15 protein-coding genes and 3 pseudogenes are annotated in these 18,542 nt (G+C 70.9%); 12 read left to right on the top strand and 6 right to left on the bottom strand.

Translation table 11 applies throughout. From position 1 onward, the window contains the following. The first annotated feature begins 43 nt into the window (after window positions 1–43). The 8 genes and pseudogenes from ACE1OC_RS36755 (at window position 44) to ACE1OC_RS36720 (ending at window position 10,467) form a co-directional block, all read left to right on the top strand. Window positions 44–1,021: a DNA topoisomerase IB gene (locus ACE1OC_RS36755; RefSeq protein WP_407841795.1), complete on the top strand. Its 978-nt coding sequence runs from the start codon at window positions 44–46 to the stop codon at window positions 1,019–1,021. A gap of 50 nt (window positions 1,022–1,071) precedes the next feature. Then, the gene (locus ACE1OC_RS36750; protein ID WP_407840637.1) at window positions 1,072–2,361 is read left to right on the top strand and encodes a cytochrome P450; all 1,290 of its coding nucleotides are present in this window, start codon (window positions 1,072–1,074) and stop codon (window positions 2,359–2,361) included. Window positions 2,362–2,401: 40 nt separating this feature from the next. Beyond that, window positions 2,402–4,216 (top strand): thiamine pyrophosphate-requiring protein, encoded by a 1,815-nt coding sequence (locus ACE1OC_RS36745; RefSeq protein ID WP_407840636.1) that lies wholly within the window; start codon window positions 2,402–2,404, stop codon window positions 4,214–4,216. Window positions 4,217–4,291: 75 nt separating this feature from the next. Further along, window positions 4,292–5,656, top strand: coding sequence for an NAD(P)/FAD-dependent oxidoreductase (locus ACE1OC_RS36740; RefSeq protein ID WP_407840635.1), 1,365 nt, complete (start codon window positions 4,292–4,294; stop codon window positions 5,654–5,656). A 149-nt stretch (window positions 5,657–5,805) separates the two neighbouring features. Then, on the top strand, window positions 5,806–8,028 hold the full coding sequence (locus tag ACE1OC_RS36735; RefSeq protein ID WP_407840634.1) for a catalase: 2,223 nt from the start codon (window positions 5,806–5,808) through the stop codon (window positions 8,026–8,028). Window positions 8,029–8,276: 248 nt separating this feature from the next. Beyond that, window positions 8,277–9,390 (top strand): annotated as a pseudogene (locus tag ACE1OC_RS36730) (NAD-dependent epimerase/dehydratase family protein). A gap of 71 nt (window positions 9,391–9,461) precedes the next feature. Further along, window positions 9,462–9,677: a DUF6479 family protein gene (locus ACE1OC_RS36725; RefSeq protein ID WP_407840633.1), complete on the top strand. Its 216-nt coding sequence runs from the start codon at window positions 9,462–9,464 to the stop codon at window positions 9,675–9,677. 112 nt (window positions 9,678–9,789) lie between these two features. Further along, window positions 9,790–10,467: an HAD family hydrolase gene (locus ACE1OC_RS36720; protein ID WP_407840632.1), complete on the top strand. Its 678-nt coding sequence runs from the start codon at window positions 9,790–9,792 to the stop codon at window positions 10,465–10,467. A gap of 217 nt (window positions 10,468–10,684) precedes the next feature. Here the strand turns inward: ACE1OC_RS36720 and ACE1OC_RS36715 are convergent, their stop codons facing one another. Continuing rightward, a complete protein-coding gene (locus ACE1OC_RS36715; RefSeq protein ID WP_407840631.1) occupies window positions 10,685–11,254 on the bottom strand; it encodes a hypothetical protein in 570 nt (189 codons plus the stop codon). Between the two features lie 192 nt (window positions 11,255–11,446). After that, window positions 11,447–12,073 carry a flavodoxin family protein gene (locus ACE1OC_RS36710; protein WP_407840630.1) on the bottom strand — a complete coding sequence of 209 codons (627 nt, stop codon included), beginning with the start codon at window positions 12,071–12,073 and terminating at the stop codon, window positions 11,447–11,449. Between the two features lie 223 nt (window positions 12,074–12,296). Between ACE1OC_RS36710 and ACE1OC_RS36705 the strand changes: the two genes are divergently transcribed. From ACE1OC_RS36705 to ACE1OC_RS36695, 3 genes are all read left to right on the top strand, one after another. Continuing rightward, window positions 12,297–12,527, top strand: a complete 231-nt coding sequence (locus ACE1OC_RS36705; protein WP_407840629.1) for a DUF6480 family protein — start codon at window positions 12,297–12,299, stop codon at window positions 12,525–12,527. A 131-nt stretch (window positions 12,528–12,658) separates the two neighbouring features. Then, on the top strand, window positions 12,659–13,069 hold the full coding sequence (locus ACE1OC_RS36700; RefSeq protein WP_407840628.1) for a hypothetical protein: 411 nt from the start codon (window positions 12,659–12,661) through the stop codon (window positions 13,067–13,069). Between the two features lie 81 nt (window positions 13,070–13,150). After that, entirely contained in the window at window positions 13,151–13,867 is a 717-nt protein-coding gene (locus tag ACE1OC_RS36695) for a DUF6766 family protein (protein ID WP_407840627.1), read from the top strand. Window positions 13,868–13,934: 67 nt separating this feature from the next. On the opposite strand, the gene ACE1OC_RS36690 is transcribed toward ACE1OC_RS36695, so the two are convergent. From ACE1OC_RS36690 to ACE1OC_RS36680, 3 genes are all read right to left on the bottom strand, one after another. Then, window positions 13,935–14,471, bottom strand: coding sequence for an isochorismatase family cysteine hydrolase (locus ACE1OC_RS36690; RefSeq protein WP_407840626.1), 537 nt, complete (start codon window positions 14,469–14,471; stop codon window positions 13,935–13,937). A 322-nt stretch (window positions 14,472–14,793) separates the two neighbouring features. Further along, entirely contained in the window at window positions 14,794–15,117 is a 324-nt protein-coding gene (locus ACE1OC_RS36685) for a plasmid stabilization protein (protein ID WP_407840625.1), read from the bottom strand. A 201-nt stretch (window positions 15,118–15,318) separates the two neighbouring features. Continuing rightward, entirely contained in the window at window positions 15,319–15,909 is a 591-nt protein-coding gene (locus ACE1OC_RS36680) for an SDR family NAD(P)-dependent oxidoreductase (RefSeq protein ID WP_407840624.1), read from the bottom strand. Window positions 15,910–16,647: 738 nt separating this feature from the next. Between ACE1OC_RS36680 and ACE1OC_RS36675 the strand changes: the two are divergent. After that, window positions 16,648–17,861: pseudogene (locus ACE1OC_RS36675) on the top strand (IS110 family transposase). Window positions 17,862–18,090: 229 nt separating this feature from the next. Here ACE1OC_RS36675 and ACE1OC_RS36670 read toward each other — a convergent pair. Further along, window positions 18,091–18,452 (bottom strand): annotated as a pseudogene (locus tag ACE1OC_RS36670) (substrate-binding domain-containing protein); the annotation flags it as partial. Window positions 18,453–18,542 lie beyond the last annotated feature (90 nt).

The raw sequence follows: 18,542 nt of genomic DNA, 5'->3' as shown, positions 1-18,542 counted from the left end.
CGCCTGCGGACCAGCGCCCCCCCACGCGCCCGGCTGGAGCCGGATCCGCCACGGCCGCGGATTCCGGTACCTGGACGCGTACGGAACGCGCCTGTCCGCGGCGGACCGGGGGCGGGTCCGAGCCCTCGCGATCCCGCCGGCGTGGCAGGACGTATGGATCTGTCCTTGGCCCAACGGGCACATCCAGGCGGTGGGAACCGACGCCGCGGGCCGGCGCCAGTACCTCTACCACCCGGCCTTCCGCGAGCAGCAGGACACCGCCAAACACGAGCACGTGCGCCTGGTGGCCCGATCGCTGCCGCGACTGCGCGAGCACGTAACGGACGACCTCGACGGCCGCGGCTTGACCCGCACCCGCGTCCTGGCCTGTCTGACCCGGCTGCTGGACCTGGGATTCCTGCGGATCGGGGGCGAGCGTTACGCCCGGGACAACGGGAGCTACGGGCTCACCACCTTGCTGCGCGAACACGCCTCCTGCCGGAACGGCGAGATCCGGCTCGACTTCCCAGCCAAATCCGGCAGGACCGTGACCCGTACGCTCATAGACGAGCAGGCCCATGCCGTGGTCCGCGCGCTCCTCAGGCGCAAGGACCCCGGGCCGAGGCTCTTCGCCCACTGGGAGCACGGGGCCTGGCACGAGGTCCACGCCGAGGATCTGAACGCGTACCTGCGGGACCGGTCGGGGCAGGACGTCACAGCGAAGGACTTCAGGACCTGGTACGCCACCGTCCTGGCCGCGGTCGCCCTGGCCGTTTCCGAGAACACCGCCGACGCCTCCCCCGCCCGGCGTTCCCGGGTCGTGGCCCGCGCCGTGCGCGAGGTCAGCGAGTACCTCGGGAACACGCCGGCCGTGTGCCGTGCCTCCTACATCGACCCCCGGGTCATCGAGCTCTACGAGGGCGGCGAAACCATCGCTCCCGCCTTGGGCAAGCTGGGCGAGGACGGCCTGTTCGGGTGGCCGTCCACGCACGGCGGGGTCGAAACCGCCGTCCTGGAACTCCTGCGCCCCGGCCGCGCCTGACGGATTCCGCCCGGATGTGTCCGTTTGGCGGCAGCGGGTAGCCGCGCACCATGACGCCCTCCAAGAATTCCGCGACCCGGTGGAGCGACGGCACGCTCGGCCTGCTGACCCACGGGTACGCCTGGCTCCCCAACCGCATGCGCGGGACGATCGACGGCACGGTCAGAACCCGGCTGCTCGGCCGCCCCACCATCGCGCTGCGGGGGCCCGAGGCCGTGGCCTTCTTCTACGACGAGAAGCACGTCGTCCGTGCCGGGGCCCTGCCCGACCCCGTCCTGGACACCCTGTTCGGGCAGGGAGCCGTGCACACCCTCGACGGGGACCGGCACCGGATCCGCAAGGCCATGTTCGTCACCCTCCTCCAGGACGGCACCGGCGTCGCCACTCTGGGCGGACACGTCAGCTGGCGGTGGCGCGAGGCGATGCCCCGTCGGCGGGGCGACTCCGTGGTGCTCTTCGACGAGGCGGCCGGGGTGCTCGCCCAGGCGGTCTGCGACTGGGCGGGTGTCCCGCTCTCCGACGCGGGAGTGGCCCGGCTGGCGCGGGACTGCACGGCCATGGTCGACGGCTTCGCGACGCCGGGCCCGCGCCATCTGCGCGCCCGCCAGGCCCGTCGCCGCCAGGAGGTGGCCATGGCCGCGCTGATCACCGAGATACGCCGGGCCCCGGAGGCGGAGACCAAGCAGACGGCCCTGGAGACGGTGGCGTGGCACCGGGAGGCGGGCGGGAACCTCCTGGACGTCCACACGGCGGCGGTGGAACTGCTGAACATCATCAGGCCGACCGTCGCCGTCGCCTGGTTCGCGGCCTTCGCCGCCCACGCCTTGCACCGCTGGCCCCACCACCGGAACCTGCTGCGCTCCGACCCCGACGACACCTACGCCACGGCGTTCGCCCACGAAGTACGGCGCTTCTACCCCTTCGCCCCCTTCGTCTCCGGACTCGCGGCACAGGACCTGACCTGGCGGGGCGAGGACGTCGCGAAGGACACCCTCGTCCTGCTCGACCTGTACGGCCAGAACCACGACGCCACCCTGTTCGAGCACCCGTACCGCTTCGATCCGGACCGTTTCGACCCGCAGCGGTTCTCCGTCCCCGAAGGCCCCGACAGCCCGCTGCTGGTCCACCTCGTCCCGCAGGGCGGCGGGGACCCCACCAGCGGCCACCGCTGCCCCGGCGAGGACATCACCGTGACCGCGCTCGCGACCATCGCCGGGGAGCTGGCGCGGATGGAGTACGACGTCCCCGCGCAGGATCTGACCATCCCCCTCTCCCGCATGCCGACCCGCCCGCGCAGCGGCTTCGAGCTGAGGCCGAGCCCCGACGCGCCCCGGAAGTAGCCCGCGCCCGACCGCTAGTACCCCTACGGGAAGGAACACCATGTCGATCAAGGTGTCCGACTTCGTCCTCCAGCGCCTGCGCGAGTGGGACGTGGAACACGTCTTCGCCTACCCCGGTGACGGCATCAACGGGCTGCTGGCCGCTTGGGGCCGGGCCGACGACGAACCCCGGTTCATCCAGTCGCGCCACGAGGAGATGTCGGCGCTCCAAGCGGTCGGCTACGCCAAGTTCTCCGGCCGCGTCGGTGTCTGCGCGGCAACCTCCGGCCCGGGCGCCATCCACCTGCTCAACGGCCTGTACGACGCCAAACTGGACCACGTGCCGGTCGTCGCCATCGTGGGCCAGACCAACCGCAGCGCCATGGGCGGCTCCTACCAGCAGGAAGTCGACCTGCTCAGCCTCTACAAGGACGTGGCCTCGGACTACTGCGAGATGGTCACCGTCCCCGAGCAGCTGCCGAACGTCATCGACCGGGCCATGCGCACCGCGTACGCCAAGCGCACCGTGACCGCCGTCATCGTCCCCGCCGACGTGCAGGAGCTGGGCTACTCCCCGCCGGCGCACGCCTTCAAGATGGTCCCCTCCAGTCTCGGCAGCCCCTCCTACGCGCCGGTCCCCGCCGCCGGCGACCTCGCGCGGGCCGCCGCCGTGCTGAACGAGGGCGAGAAGGTCGCCGTACTGATCGGCCAGGGCGCGCGCCACGCCCGGGCCAAGGTCGAGGCACTGGCGGACGTCCTCGGCGCCGGGGTGGCCAAGGCGCTCCTCGGCAAGGACGCCCTGCCCGACGACCTGCCATACGTCACCGGCTCCATCGGGTTGCTGGGCACCCGCCCCTCCTACGAGATGATGCGCGACTGCGACACCCTCCTCGTGGTGGGTTCCAGCTTCCCGTACAGCCAGTTCCTCCCGGACTTCGACCGGGCACGCGCCGTCCAGATCGACATCGACCCCTTCATGGTCGGCCTGCGCTACCCCTTCGAGGTGAACCTCGTCGGGGACGCCGGGGAGACGCTGAAGGCGCTGCTGCCGCAGCTGAAGCGCAAGAAGCACGGCTCCTGGCGCAAGAAGATCGAGAAGGACGTGGTGCGGTGGTGGCAGGTCATGGAGCGCCGTGCGGACGTCGACGCCCATCCGGTCAATCCCGAGTACGTCGTGCACGCCCTCGACGCGCTGCTGCCCGACGACGTGATGCTCTCGGCCGACTCCGGTTCGGCGGCCAACTGGTACGCCCGTCACCTGCGGATGCGCGGAACCATGCGCGGCTCGCTGTCCGGCACGCTGGCGACCATGGGGCCGGGCGTCCCGTACGCCATCGGCGCGAAGTTCGCCCATCCCGACCGGCCGGCGGTGGCGATCGTCGGTGACGGCGCCATGCAGATGAACGGCATGGCCGAGCTCATCACCGCCGCCAAGTACTGCCGGGACTGGGAGGATCCGCGGCTGGTCGTGGCCGTGCTCAACAACCAGGACCTCAACCAGGTCACCTGGGAGATGCGGGCCATGTCGGGTGCTCCCCAGTTCCTGCCCTCGCAGGCCCTGCCCGACGTCCGCTACGCGGACTTCGCGCGGTCGATCGGGCTGGGCGGCGTACGGGTGGAGGAGCCGGGCGGCGTGGAGTCGGCCTGGAAGCAGGCCCTGGCGGCCGACCGCCCCTTCGTCATCGACTTCCGCACCGACCCGGCCGTCCCGCCGATCCCTCCGCACGCCGACCTCGACCAGATCGAAGCGACCGCCGCCTCGATCCTCAAGGGCGACAGCGACCGCGCCGGGATGGTCCGCCAGGGCCTCAAGGCCAAGATCCAGGAGATCCTGCCGGGGCGCGGGCGCTCCCGGCACGGTGACGAAGGAACGTGAAGGGCGCCGGGCCAGGGGGCTTCTTCACCGCTGGCGCGCGCTGGAAACCCGTACACCTGAGAAGGGACGGACACCATGACACGACCGAGGATCCTGGTCGTCGGCGCGGGCTTCGCCGGCGTCGCCTGCGTACGCCGCCTGGAGCGGACGCTGTCACCCGGGGAGGCGGAGATCCTGCTGGTCACCCCGTTCTCCTACCAGCTCTACCTCCCCCTGCTCCCGCAGGTGGCCTCCGGGGTGCTCACCCCCCAGTCCGTGGCCGTGTCGCTGCGCCGCAGCCGCCGCCACCGGACCCGGATCGTGCCCGGCGGGGCCGTCGGCGTCGACACCCGGGCCAAGGTCTGCGTCATCCGGAAGATCACCGGGGAACTGCTCGACCAGCCGTACGACCACCTCGTGCTCGCCCCGGGGAGCGTCACTCGCACCTTCGACATCCCGGGCCTGGCGGAGCACGGCCGCGGCATGAAGACGCTGGCCGAGGCGGCCCACCTGCGCGACCACGTCACCGCCCAGCTCGACCTGGCCGACGCCGCCGCACCGGACTCGGCGGAGCGGGCCTCACGGCTCGGCTTCGTCGTGGTGGGCGGCGGCTACGCGGGCACCGAGACGGCCGCCTCCCTGGAGCGGCTCACCAAGAACGCCGTCAGCCGCTACCCCCGCCTGGAACGGCGCGAGATCACCTGGCACCTCGTGGACGTGGCCCCGAAGTTGATGCCCGAGCTCGGCGACCGGCTGAGCCGGGCCGCCCTTGACGTGCTGCGCCACCGCGGCATCGAAGTCTCGCTCGGCGTCTCCGTCGCGAAGGCGGGCCCCGAAGACGTCACGCTCACCGACGGGCGCGTGCTGCCCTGCCGCACCCTCGTCTGGACGGCCGGCGTCGCCGCGAGCCCGCTCATCGCCACGCTGGGCACCGAGACCGCCAAGAGCGGCCGCCTCGTCGTCACTCCCGATCTGAGGGTGCCGGGCGCCGACGGCGCGTTCGCACTCGGCGACGCCGCCGCCGTGCCCGACCTGGCCGGCGGCGGAGACGGTGCGGTGTGCCCGCCCACCGCGCAGCACGCCGAACGCCAGGGCAAGGTCGCCGCCGACAACGTCGTCGCCACGCTGCGGGGCACACCGCTGCGTTCCTACGTCCACAAGGACCTCGGACTGGTCGTGGACCTCGGCGGCCGCGATGGCGTCTCCCGCCCGCTCGGCATCGACCTGCGCGGCATGCCCGCCCAGGCCGTCGCCCGCGGCTACCACTGGGCGGCGCTGCGCACCGGCGCCGCGAAGACCCGGGTGATGACGAACTGGCTCCTGAACGCCGTGGCCGGCGACGACTTCGTCCGGACCGGCTTCCAGACGTACAAGCCGGGGACGCTGCGCGACTTCGAGTACGCCGACCAGTACCTCACCGCGGAGCAGGTGCGGGCCCGCACGGCGGGGGACGGAGCCTGACGGTTCCGGCGGGCAGCCGGTATGGGCGTACCCAGGATGCCGTTGCCGACGACGGACGGAAGGGTTGCACCCGGGGCCTCAGGGGCCGCCCCCGGTTTCAGCAGCAGATCGCGCAGGGCACCAAGTCCGGTCAAGAGGAGACTTCAGAGATGGTTCAGAAGAAGGCGACCAAAGCGGCGGCCAAGAAGGCCACTGGGAAGAAGCGGGCCGGTAAGGCTGCCGAGCCGGCCGTACCCCGTGAGCCCCTTCCTGCGAAGCCGGACCAGCAGGGCCCGGAAACGCTCACCCCGACGGGCCGGCCCACCGGCGCGCCCCGAGCCGCCGTGGCGCAGTCCGGCGCCTATTTCACGACGGCGCAGGGAGCCCGGCTGTACGAGAGCGACCATTCGCTGAAGGCCGGGGCGCGGGGGCCGGTGCTGCTGCAGGACCACCACCTGCGGGAGAAGATCACCCACTTCGACCACGAGCGCATTCCCGAGCGGGTCGTCCACGCGCGCGGGGCCGCCGCCCACGGGGTGTTCCAGGGCTACGGCACAGCGGCAAAAATCACCAAAGCCGCGTTCCTGGCCAAGGGGGTGGAAACGCCGGTCTTCGTACGGTTCTCCACCGTCCTCGGCTCGCGGGGATCGGCGGACACGGTGCGGGACACGCGCGGGTTCGCCACGAAGTTCTACACCGGGGAAGGCACCTTCGATCTGGTCGGCAACAACATCCCGGTCTTCTTCATCCAGGACGCCGTGAAGTTCCCCGACGTCATCCACGCCGGGAAGCCGCACCCCGACCGGGAGATCCCGCAGGCCCAGAGCGCCCACGACACGTTCTGGGACTTCGTGTCCCTGCACACCGAAGCGACCCACCACACCCTGTGGAACATGTCCGACCGGGCGATCCCGCGCTCCTTCCGGATGATGGAGGGCTTCGGCGTCCACACGTTCCGCCTCGTCAACGCCAAGGGCGCCACCACGCTGGTGAAGTTCCACTGGAAGCCGAAGCTCGGCGTCCACTCCATGGTGTGGGAGGAGGCCCAGCTCACGGGCGGCATGGACCCCGACTTCCACCGCCGTGACCTGGCCGACGCGATCGAGGCGGGCGCGCACCCCCAGTGGGAGCTCGGCATCCAGACCTTCCCCGACACCCCGGAGCAGTCCTTCGAGGGGATCGACCTCCTCGACCCCACCAAGATCGTTCCGGAGGAACTGGCCCCCGTACGGCCCATCGGACTGATGACACTGAACGCCAACCCGGCCAACTACTTCGCCGAGACCGAGCAAGTCGCCTTTCACCCCGGACACCTCGTCCCCGGCATCGACGTCACCGACGACCCGCTGCTCGCCGGACGGCTCTTCTCCTACCTCGACACGCAGATCAGCAGGCTCGGCGGCCCGAACTTCGGCCAGCTCCCCATCAACCGCCCGCACGCCCCTGTCAACGACATGCTCCGCGACGGCATGCACCAGACCGCCGTCCACACCGGGACGGCCCCTTACCGCCCCAACAGCCTCGATGGCGGCTGCCCCTTCCTCGCCGGAGCCGACACCGGCGCGTTCATCGAGGCGCCCGTCGCGCTGCCCGCGGCCGCGAAGGTCCGCGACGCCTCCGCCTCCTTCGACGACCACTTCAGCCAGCCCCGTCTGTTCTGGCTGAGCATGACCGTGGTCGAGCGCGAACACATCATCGCCGCCTACACCTTCGAACTCGGCAAGTGCGAGGAGCAAGTTGTCAGGGAGCGCGTCCTCGCGGTCCTCGCCAACATCGACCCGCACCTGTGCGGAGAGGTCGCCGCCGGACTCGGGCTCACCGCTCCGGCAGCCACGCAACCGCTCACGGAACCGGACCCGAGCCCCGCCTTGACCCAGATCCGCGGTACCTGGCCGCTCGACGGGCGGGTCATCGGCATCGTCGCCGGCCCCGACGCCGACCTGAGGGGGGTGAAATCCCTACGGGCCGCCATCGTGAAGGCCGGCATGGTCCCCTTGGTGATCGCTCCCACCGGGGGCTCCCTCGGTACCGGCAAGAGTCCGGTCGCCGTGCAGCGGACGTTCGCGGCCGCGCGTTCCATCGAGTTCGACGCCCTTCTGCTCGCCGGTACCCGCGCGGTCGCGGCCGATGCCCACGGCACCCGGGACGCGAAGGCCGGCACACCCCAGCCGGGTGACTGCGACCCCCGGGTGCTGCTCCTACTCGCCGAGGCCTACCGCCACGGCAAAGCCATCGGCGGATGGAACGGCTCAGCCCCCGCTCTCGAAGCCGCCGGGATCGCGGAGGACGATCCAGGCGTGGCGCTGGCCGACACCCCCGCCGCTGCCCTCAAGCACGTCACCGCCTCCCTCGCGGAACACCGCGCCTGGAACAGGTTCCCCACCGCGATCTGAACGCAGCCCGCTGTCCCGGCCGGGAACGCGGCGCTGGTCATGACGGTGCACGGGGGCGGATCAGCATGCTGCGTTACGGCGATCGGGCGGACCACGCCGGGCCCGCCACCGGAATGAAGTGAGCCGAGCCGGGCAGGCGCGGCGTAGAAATGGGCCGGGGCGAACTCCTGCCGGCCCTGCGGACCGGGTGGAACCGAACCGGGCCGAGCCGACGTGCGCGCTCGGCCCCGTGAAGGGAGGAGCCGAAGATGACACGGCATCCGGAGTCCTTGCGTGAGACGGGCGCGGTGCGCGTGGTGGTCGTCGGGGCGACCGGAAACGTGGGTACCAGCGTCGTGCAGGCATTGTCCGACGACCCGGCGGTGTACTCCGTGGTAGGCCTGGCGCGGCGGGTGCCGCGCTGGCGGCCGGCGAAGACCGAATGGCGGGCGGTCGACATCGAGCCGGGCGGCGGCGACCTCGTACCGCTCTTCTCCGGTGCGGACGCGGTGATCCATCTCGGCTGGAAGTTCCAGCCCACCCACGACCCCGGACGAGACCTGGCGCACCAACGTCCTCGGGAGCGTCCGCGTCTTCGACGCGGTGGCAGCAGCGGGCGTACCCGCCCTGGTCCACGCCTCCTCGGTCGGCGCCTACTCGCCCGGCCCCCCGCACGGCGCCGTTGACGAGTCCTGGCCCACCCACGGCTGGCCGAAAGCCGCGTACACCCGAGAGAAGGCCTACCTCGAACGGGTGCTCGACACCTACGAGCGGGACCACCCTGCCGTCCGCGTGGTCCGGATGCGCCCCGCCTTCCTGTTCAAGCGGGAATCGGCCTCCGAGCAGCGCCGGATCTTCGCCGGGCGGCTGCTGCCGGGGCGGCTGGTCCGGCCCGCCCTCGTTCCCGTCGTACCCGATCTGCAGGGGCTGCGCTTCCAGGCCCTGCACACCGACGACGCGGCTTCCGCCTACCTGGCCGCCGTCACCCGTCCAGTGCGCGGACCCTTCAACCTGGCGGCCGATCCGCCGTTGGACGCCGCCGTGCTGGCCCGCCTCTTCGACGCGCGGAGCCTGCGGATGCCCACCGCTCCGCTACGGGCCGCCCTCGCCGTGGCGTGGCGGCTGCGTGTGGTGCCCGCCCCTCCCGGCCTGTTCGACGCCGTGCTGCGCCTGCCGCTCATGGACTGCACACGGGCGCGCGAGGCACTCGCGTGGGAGCCCCGCCGCGCCGCCGTGGAGGCCTTCGAGGAGTTCCTCTCCGGGCTGCGGAACGGTGCGGGCATGGAGACCGCGCCCCTCGCGGCGGACTCGGGTCCTCGCCGCCCCTACGTCCCACGGGCCCCGGTAGCAGGTGCGCACGGGGCGTCCGGGGCGATGGGGTGAGTACACGGCCTTCGGCCGACCGGCGCCCGGGTCCTGCCGATGTTCCAGCCGATCGGGGGTAGGAGCGCATCATGTTCGCCATCGAGATGTTCGCGGCCGAAGGCCGGTCCTCGCTGCTCCTCATCCTCGCCGGTGTGGTGCTGGTCGCCCTCCTGCTCGCCGCCTTCTGGTACGGCAGCCGGCGGAGCGCCCGTCGGCAGGCCCCGGCACGGCCGGCCGACCAGAACCCCGCGGCGCGCAGGCGTGCGGGGTCGTGGGAGACACCGGAGAACGACGGGGGACGCTGACCGGGCCGAGCCCCGGAATGAAGCGGGGCGGACTGGGCAGGCGCGCCGTAGCAAGCAGGCATTCGGACCGCTGCGGGACGACAGATCCGCGACCTGTGAGGAGACCGCCGCCATGAGCCGCCACCGCGCCGCCCTCTTCGATGTCGACGGCACCCTCACGGACACCAACCACCTCCACGTCGTCTCCTGGTGGGAGGCCCTGCGCCAGCACGGGCACCACGTCCCGATGCACGCCATCCACCGCGCCATCGGCCTGCCGGGCGAAGACCTCCTCGATCACCTTCTGGAAGCCGACCGGGACCGTGGCGAGGACGAGCTGATGAGCGCCGCCCACGACACCCTGTACGCCACGTACTTCGACCGTCTCCCCGCCCTGGAATCGGCGGCCGACCTCCTGCGGACCTTGTCCGAGGCGGGCTGGAAGGTCGTGCTGGTCACCTCCGCGAAGGACCGGGAACTGGGCGCCTTGCGCCGGGCCATCGACGCCGACGACGCCATCACCGACACCGCGACCTCCGACGACGTCCAACAGGGCAAGCCGGCCCCCGACCCCCTGCACCACGCCCTCGAACTGGCGGGGACGCCGCCGGAGCGCGCCGCCTTCGTCGGCGACACGGTGTGGGACATGAAGGCCGCGGTACGGGCCGGTGTCGCCGGGATCGGCCTCCTGTGCGGCGGCATTCCACGCGGTGACCTGGAGGAAGCGGGAGCCGCTGCCGCATACCGTGACCCGGCCCATCTTCTGGCCGAACTGGCCGACAGTCCCTTCGCCGCGGTGCCGTCCGCGTGAACCCCACAGCCGTCTGCAAGGGCTGGAGGACGAAACCGTGACCACCCCCGGGGGCGAACGCCGACTGGTGCTCGTACGACACGCCAAGTCATCTGCGAGGACGAGCTGTACAGCGCCACCTGCGACCCCCTGATGGCCGCACTGCGCGAGACGGACGAGTCGGTCACCGGCCTGCTGGTGGTGAGCCACAACCCCGCGGCTACCGCCCCCGCGACATCTATGCCGCCCACCGTGCCTTCGTCGCCTGCCCGGCCCTGTGGCGCGGATGGGTCGGCGCTGCCCGGGGTGCACTGCGCAAGGCGCGGTTCACGGCCGCCAGACGCAACGTCTCCAGGGTGTCGGCCTGGCGTTCGGCGCGTGCCAGCAGCCGGCCCATGGCCTCCGCGTCCAGGCACGGATTCGAGCGGGCAAGTGTGTGCAGGGTCCGCCAGAGTTCCTTCTTGCCTTCGACGCCGACCCTGATCGCCTCCAGTTCGAGGACGTCGCTCAGGGGCGAGCGTGAGAAAACCCTGCCGTTGGGCTTCAGCCGCCCCACCTGCGTCGCGGCAGTGCCCAGGAGCATGCGGAGGTTTTTCGCGGGGACATCCAGAGCCAGCATGACCTCGCGCAGGCTGTCGCGGTCCTCGGTCACTTCCTTGGCCAGGGCAGCCAAGCGGCGCCCGGCATCGGTGCCTTCGTGGGCCCGTGCGGCCCGCTTGAGGAGGGCGATCCCCGCCCCCGCTCCGGTGAGATGGTCATTGAGGTAGATGCCGAGCAGGCGGTGGGGGTCCGGGGCGTTGCGCTTCATGGGAGCGTCTCCTCTCGGTCCTGGTGCACGGATCGGTCCTGGTGCACGGATCGTGAAACGGCCGGGCCGGGCACGGAGGCCGACCCGATCTGCGCCTTCCCGTTCAGGCGTCCGGTATACGGCTCCGAGCCCGACCCACGAAACCACGCCCTCCGCGTGGCCGGCACAGCGGTGGTTCCGGCGGCCTTCGGATCAGGAGGAGGGCGGGTAAGAAGCTGCCTTCAGCCGTCGGGCGAGGTGAGCGCTGTTGGCCGCGAGGGTTTCCGTGGTGGCCGCCGTCTTCTCGGGGGTCTTGTCGAGGTCCTGGTAGTCGGTGCGGTGCATGGCTTCCCCGACCCAGTAGGTGACGGCGTTGGGGGCAAGGGTGAAGCCGACGTCGTTCAGACCTTGGAAGAGGTCGGCACTGACCTTGTGGGCTCCGTCCTCGTTGCCGACCACGCACACGCCGGCAACCTTGCCGTAGGTGAGCATGCGGCCCTCGTCGTCGGTTTCGCCGAGCTCCGCGTCGAGGCGTTCCAGGACCCGCTGGCAGACGCTGGAAGGGTGGCCGAGCCAGATCGGCGTGGAGAGGATGAGGATGTCGCAGCCCAGAACCGTGTCGCGGATCTCCGGCCAGGCGTCCCCGGCCCCCATGTCGGTCTTCACACCGGGCTTAACGTCGTGGTCGGCGATCCGGATGGTCTTGCCCGTCACTCCGTGCTCTGAGAGCGCGGCCATCGTCTGCTCGGCGAGCAGCTGGGAGCTGGACGGAGAGGGCGACGGCGAGAGCGTGCAGACCAGCGCCACGGCACGGAGGGGAGTGTTCTCGGTGATGTCCATGCTGTCCGGCTACCCCTGGATCAGACGCGCATCCGCCCTCCCCCGGCCTCGGCAGCCATCGATGCAGCTGTCGCGCCGGGTCCGCGGGAGGAGCAGCCGGTCCCCGACTGCGGCCGTCGCCTACGGGTAGGCGCTCGGTAGCCCCTGCTCTTCACCGGCACCTGGCACTGCCGTCGGTGAGCCGCCGGGCCGGGGCCTGCACAGGAATCGAGGTGACAGAGCGATGACCGAATTCCCGCAGCCGGACCCGGCACGCGACCATACGAGCCGGCGCTCGGAGGGCGGCGTACGCCCCGAGGAGACACCGCCCGGCGAGTCCAGCACCGGGTCCGGGGCAGGTCCCTACCGGCCCCTCACCCGCGGCTGGGGAAAGGGACCGCTCGTACTGATCTGCCTGCTGGCCGTCGTGGTGGCCCTGTTCTTCCTCGCCTACGCCGTCATGCTCAACCTGTAAGGCGCGGGAGGCACTGGTCCGGGTGGGCGGTTTCCGCTGTGTCCTGCCGTGGTGGGCACGGATCGCCGGGCCTGTCGGGGGATGGTGGCTCCATGTAGGACTGCCGGCACGCCGCTGCGGAGGGATGGGCCATGGACGCAATCGCGGCGGCACCGGTGGCCCTGGCTCTGGCTCTGGCGGGGGTGCTGTGCGGATGCGGTGCGCCCGCGTCCCGGGTGGAGGGCGCGACGCAGGCCGCACTGACCTTCGAGCGGGCCCTGACCGGTGGGGACTACCTGCGTGCGTGCGCGCAGCTGGCGCCGCAGACCCGGCAGCAGCTCGAAGAAGAGGAACACGAGCAGTGCGTCTCGGCGCTGCGCGACCAGAAGCCGCCGACGGCCGGGGAGGCCCGCGAGGCGGAGGTGTACGGGCGGCAGGCATTGCTGCGCATACAGGGCGACACCCTGTTCCTGTCGCAGTTCGGCGATGGCTGGAAGGTGGTCGCCGCAGGCTGCGTGCCACAGGGCGAGAAGCCCTACCGGTGTTCCCTGAAGAGTGGTTGACGTGCGCTGGCTGTTCGCGGGATTGCTGGTGACGATCCTCTCCGGGCTGGGGTACTTCATCGCGATCGGAGCGCTGCACCGATGAGCGACGCCTCGGTGGGCGACGGGCGCGAGCAGCCGCCGCGCAGCAGCTTTTGGCGGGACAACGGTCTCACCCTCGCCTTCGGCGGCGCGTTCCTGGTCGTCCTGGCGGGCCAGGCGCTCGCGGGGCGCGCCGGCTTCAACGAGGACCTCGCTGTGGACGGACTGCAGCAGCTGACACTCGGCGAGTACCTGATGTCATCCGACTTCGCCGTCGACGTCACCGAGAACTGGCAGTCGGAGTTCCTCCAGTTCTTCCTCTACATCTTCGGCACGGTCTGGCTCCTCCAGCGCGGTTCCCCGGAGTCCAAGCCACTCCACAAGGCGGGAACCGAGTCCGATGAGGAACAGCGCGTCGGTGCCCACGCCCGGGCCGACTCGCCGCGCTGGGCCGGCACGAGGGACTGGCGGCAGAACCTGTACTCCCGGTCCCTGGGGGCCGTGATGGCCCTGCTGTTCGTCCTGTCGTGGCTCGCACAGTCCGTCGCCGGCACTGCGGCGTACGGCGAGCAGCAGCTGCGCCAGCTCCAACCCCCGCTCTCCTGGGGCGCCTACCTGGTGTCCGCCGACTTCTGGAGCCGTTCGCTGCAGAACTGGCAGTCCGAGCTCCTCGCCGTGGCGGCCATGGCCATCCTGTCCGTCTACCTGCGCCAGCGCGGATCTCCCGAATCCAAGCCCGTCGGGTCCTCGCACACTTCCACCGGAGTCGAGGGCTGACCGCGGCCCTCCGGCGTGCGTACGCCTCCCGGCAGTGCGTGCAGGCCGGTGGCTGGGTGGGTGTCAGCTACAGGAAGGCACCGGCCGCGGGCACGACGCGGGCGGACATGTTGATCTCCATCATGCGCAGGGCGGCGTCAGCCAGGTCCTGGTGGATGTGTGCGACGGCGTCGCGGGCGACCGTGACCGAGAGGCTGCGGATGTGCGCGTCGAGGGCCGAGTAGAGCACGCACTGCTCCGTGACCTGCCCGCACAAGACGAGGTGGTCCACTCCGAGTGAGCCCAGCAGGTAGGCGAGCGGTGTCTCGTAGAACACGGAGTGGCGTGCCTTGACGACGAAGTAGGCAGATTCATCGGGGCGCACCGGTTCCACGAGGTCGGCGTGCGGGCCGGTGAGGGCCACGTCCAGGATCTCGCCGTGGTGAGAGCGCCACTTCCCGAAGTTGTCGTTGGCGTAGATCACCGGGAGGTCGCGATCGCGGGCCTCCGCGAGGAGGTCCACCACCGCAGGCAGGGCGCGCGCGACACTCGGCACGAGGGCATCGGCGTCCTCGTGATCATAAGCATTCAGCATGTCGATGACGACCAGAGCGCTCGTCACCATGATGGACTCCTCGCAGAGCGGCGAGCCAGTGGATGGGATGGCACATCCCATCGTGTGGGTCGGGTCCTCGTAACGAGACGCCTCAGGCCGAAGGGCCACCGGCTCTCCCGCTTCCTCTCCCCGCCTTCGCGGCGGCGCGGCGCTGTGCTTCGGTGTTCGGCGTCAGCGCGTCGCCGGCCCCGCCGCCCTTCGTGCGGGGAAGCACGGCTTCTTCGGCTTCTCTCCGGGCTTCCGGATCGCCGCTCTCCCCTGGCGCCTGTGACGGAGGCGTCGGCTTGCGGCCGTGGTCCTTCCCGCTCATGGTGCTCTCCCGTCCTCGTCTTCAGTGGCCGAGGGCGCGCTTGAGTTCGGCCTTGTCCATCGTGGAGCGGCCCTCGATGTTGCGCTGCTTCGCCTCGTTGTACAGCTGCTCCTTCGTGGGGCCCTGCGCGCCACTGTGCGAGCGCTGCCCGCCCCGCTTCGAGGAAGACATGTCATGCGTGGACGACCGGCTCGCGGTCTTCGACTCGCCTGCGCGCGCCCGCTCCTTGTTGACCGTGCGGGCCGCGATCTCCTTCGCCCTCTTCGTGCTCTCACCGCGCTGCTCGGCGCTCTCCTTGATGTGCTCGTACTGGCGCTCTCGCTTGGGACTGGAACCACGAGGCATGGCCACTCCTCGACTCGTCACGTGCCGGCCCGGCGGCGGATCCCCCGGACCCGCACTGCGCCTGCCCACACGAGCGCCGCTCACACCCGCACCCGGTGCCCTCGCTCTTCTGCTGGACCATGTCGTGCGCGTAGGACGCCTCGGCCAGCGGCGGGCAGTGGCTGTTGGCCGGGACCGCGATGCGCCTACAAGTGACTCTGGCTACCGTGAGGACGTGCCCAGTAGGAGTGCAGAGCGACCTTCGCCTCCGGAAAAACGCGAGTGAGCAGTTCCCCGGCCCTGGTGCGCCAAGAGCCGGCCGTCCTCCGGGGCCTGCCGCCCATGAGGGCCCGGTACGCCTCGCGCGCTTCGAGCGCGGGGTCGTCCATCCTGGAGCGCCCGACACGGGTGTCCAGCATGCCCGCCCGGACGAAGAACCGCGTGTCCGTCGCGCCGGGCACAAGTGCGGTAACCGTGACGCCGGTGCCCGCAGCTCCTCACGCAGGGCGCGGGCGAAGGACAGCAGGAGGCCTTGGACGCGTTGCAGACGGCGTTGTAGGGACAGGGCAGCTCCGCGGCGACCGGCGATGTGATGAGCACCCTACCCTCCCCGCGTCCGACCATGCCGGGCAGCAGGCACCTGGCCAGGTGCACCGTGGAGGAGACGTTGACGTCGATCGCCTTCGCCGAATCCTCCGGATCCGTATCCAGAAAGGCGCCGGCCCGGCCGATACCCACGTTGAGGACGGCGGCACTCACGGGCCGGCCACGGGTCCGCAGCTCGCCGACCAGCAGTCCTCCCGGACAGGCCACGCACTCACCTCATTGGCCCTGGAAAACCCGGACTTCCTCCGGAGGGCACCCGCCATACGGGATGACGACGCCGAGCACGAGGCCGGCACGACACCTACCCCGCTGGTTCACACCGGCCTGCCCGCCCGCATACCAGCTGATAAAGCCATTCGGGTTGAGCAGGGGACGAATCTCCGATCATGCTGCTCCGCATGACTCTCGCTCCCGCCGGTTCGCACACGTCCGACCCGACCGGTTACGCCTTCCCGTGGGCGCTGGTCGACGTGGAGACCTCCGGGCTGATAGCGAGGCGGGACAGGGTGCTGTCCATCGCGGTGGTGACCCTCGGCTCCGACGGCGAACCCGAGGACGAGTTCCCCCACAGCACCCATCCAGGTCATCACCTTCGAGCTCGCACACGGCCGACGCCTCCACGAGTCCCACCACGCCGCCGTATCCCGCGCTCGCCTGCCAACACAGGCCGCTGTAATGCCCCCGTTATCTTTTTCGCGGTCCTGCAATGGGGCCGCTGGCCTCCGGGCCCGGTATGACTGTGTCCCCTCAGTCGATACGGATGACCTGGGGGGTTGTGTCGCCGGGTCCGTGGGGTGCCGTCGGAGCCGCTGATGAGAGACCCGGCCACCGCCCGGTCCGGCGCAATGCCGGACAGAGACGTGGGCGGCAGGTCTGCATAACGTGGATGCGCGAGCACGGTGCCAACGCCGAGGCCAGCCAGATCAACCACCCAGGAGGGGTGCGATGTTAGACACCGGCGATGTGGGCGTCTTCCTGGGTATGGACGTCGGCAAGAGCGCCCACCACGGCCACGGCCTGACGCCGGCGGGCAAGAAAGTCTTCGACAAGCCGATGCCCAACAGCGAACCGAAACTGCGGGCCGTCTTCGACAAGCTGATCGCGAAGCTCGGCACGGTACTGGTGATCGTGGACCAGCCCGCCTCGATCGGCGCTCTGCCGCTGACCGTCGCCCGCGACGCGGGCTGCGAGGTCGCCTACCTGCCCGGACTCGCCATGCGCCGGATCGCCGACCTGTATCCGGGCGAGGCGAAAACCGACGCGAAGGACGCGGCGGTCATCGCGGACGCCGCCCGCACCATGCCGCACGTCCTGCGGTCGCTGGAGCTGACCGACGAGATCACCGCCGAGCTCACGGTGCTGACCGGCTTCGACCAAGACCTCGCCGCAGAAGCCACCCGCACCAGCAACCGGATACGCGGCCTGCTCACCCAGTTCCACCCGTCGCTGGAGCGCGTTCTCGGGCCCCAGCTGGACCACCCGGGCGTCACCTGGCTCCTCGAGCGCCACGGATCTCCGGCCGCTCTGCGCAAAGCCGGCCGCCGCAGACTCGTCGAACTCATCCGCCCGAAAGCCCCACGCATGGCCGCCCGGCTGATCGACGAGGTCTTCGACGCTCTCGACGAACAGACCGTCGTGGTCCCGGGAACCGGCACCCTCGACATCGTGATCCCGTCCCTGGCCGCATCCCTCGCGGCAGTTCACGACAGCGCCGGGCACTGGAAGCCCAGATCAGCAGCCTGCTGGAGGCTCACCCTCTTCACCCGGTCCTGACCTCGATGCCGGGAGTCGGAGTCAGGACCGCCGCCGTCCTGCTGGTCACCGTCGGCGACGGCACCAGTTTTCCCAGCGCCGCCCACCTCGCCTCCTACGCCGGCCTCGCCCCGACGACGAAGTCGTCCGGGACCTCGATCCACGGCGAACACGCACCACGAGGCGGAAACCGGCAGCTCAAACGCTCCATGTTCCTCTCCGCCTTCGCCTGCATGAACGCCGACCCGGCCTCCCGCACCTACTACGACCGGCAACGCGCCCGCGGCAAAACCCACACCCAAGCCCTCCTCCGCCTCGCCCGCCAACGCATCAGCGTCCTGTTCGCCATGCTCCGAGACGGCACCTTCTACGAGTCCAGAATCCCCGCCGTCACCCTCACCGCATGACCATCCCAAACGGCCCCATACCCGACACCACGTCCTTGACGAAAAACATAGAGACACCCCCCCCGCTATCGGCGGTGCTGACTGCGCACCGGCGCTGAACTCCCGCCAAGACAACTGGACACTCGTTCCCGGGCTCTACACCTTCGCCGCGGAACGTGCGTCCCGCGACATCACCGGGCAACGCACCCTCACCATCGGCTGACCGACGTTCTGCCCTCCCGGTTGCGCATCACCGTGAGGGCAGAGAGGAGCCGCGCACCACCAGTTCCGGCTGCAGCGGGACCGCGGCCGCCGCGGCGAATTCGATGTCGTCGTAGCCGACGAGGGCCACGTCGTCGGGGACCCGCACGCCGGCGGCGTACATGGTCTGGAGAATCCGAGAGCCAGCAGGTCATTCGCGCAGAAGACCGCGGTCGGCCGGTCGAACAAGCCCAGGAAGCGGGATCCCGCGTCCCGGCCCGCGGCCACGTCGAGGGTTCCTGCCGGCAGCTCGAACAGCGCCGACCGCGCCAGGCCGGCTTCGGTCAGCGCGTTCCATGCCCCGGTGCGCCGGTCCCTGACCTGGCTGAGCTCCTCGGGCCCGGAGCACGAACCGGACCTCGACAGCGGGGCCAATCCGAGCTCCCCACCGTTTCCGATGTGTGTCGGCTCGACCGGAGTCACGTCGCCCTCGACGCTGCG

This window comes from Streptomyces stoeckheimensis (genome assembly GCF_045822005.1).
GTDB classification, from domain to species: Bacteria; Actinomycetota; Actinomycetes; order Streptomycetales; family Streptomycetaceae; genus Streptomyces; species Streptomyces stoeckheimensis.
Note: the sequence above shows the minus strand (reverse complement) of the source record. Positions and strands in the feature narration are given on the sequence as shown.

Excerpts from the sequence above, each read along its gene's own strand:
- ACE1OC_RS36750 (WP_407840637.1), top strand. The coding sequence starts at position 1,072 with ATGACGCCCTCCAAGAATTCCGCGACCCGGTGGAGCGACGGCACGCTC.
- ACE1OC_RS36745 (WP_407840636.1), top strand. The coding sequence starts at position 2,402 with ATGTCGATCAAGGTGTCCGACTTCGTCCTCCAGCGCCTGCGCGAGTGG.
- ACE1OC_RS36740 (WP_407840635.1), top strand. The coding sequence starts at position 4,292 with ATGACACGACCGAGGATCCTGGTCGTCGGCGCGGGCTTCGCCGGCGTC.
- ACE1OC_RS36735 (WP_407840634.1), top strand. The coding sequence starts at position 5,806 with ATGGTTCAGAAGAAGGCGACCAAAGCGGCGGCCAAGAAGGCCACTGGG.
- ACE1OC_RS36725 (WP_407840633.1), top strand. The coding sequence starts at position 9,462 with ATGTTCGCCATCGAGATGTTCGCGGCCGAAGGCCGGTCCTCGCTGCTC.
- ACE1OC_RS36720 (WP_407840632.1), top strand. The coding sequence starts at position 9,790 with ATGAGCCGCCACCGCGCCGCCCTCTTCGATGTCGACGGCACCCTCACG.
- ACE1OC_RS36715 (WP_407840631.1), bottom strand. The coding sequence starts at position 11,254 with ATGAAGCGCAACGCCCCGGACCCCCACCGCCTGCTCGGCATCTACCTC.
- ACE1OC_RS36710 (WP_407840630.1), bottom strand. The coding sequence starts at position 12,073 with ATGGACATCACCGAGAACACTCCCCTCCGTGCCGTGGCGCTGGTCTGC.
- ACE1OC_RS36705 (WP_407840629.1), top strand. The coding sequence starts at position 12,297 with ATGACCGAATTCCCGCAGCCGGACCCGGCACGCGACCATACGAGCCGG.
- ACE1OC_RS36700 (WP_407840628.1), top strand. The coding sequence starts at position 12,659 with ATGGACGCAATCGCGGCGGCACCGGTGGCCCTGGCTCTGGCTCTGGCG.
- ACE1OC_RS36695 (WP_407840627.1), top strand. The coding sequence starts at position 13,151 with ATGAGCGACGCCTCGGTGGGCGACGGGCGCGAGCAGCCGCCGCGCAGC.
- ACE1OC_RS36690 (WP_407840626.1), bottom strand. The coding sequence starts at position 14,471 with ATGGTGACGAGCGCTCTGGTCGTCATCGACATGCTGAATGCTTATGAT.
- ACE1OC_RS36685 (WP_407840625.1), bottom strand. The coding sequence starts at position 15,117 with ATGCCTCGTGGTTCCAGTCCCAAGCGAGAGCGCCAGTACGAGCACATC.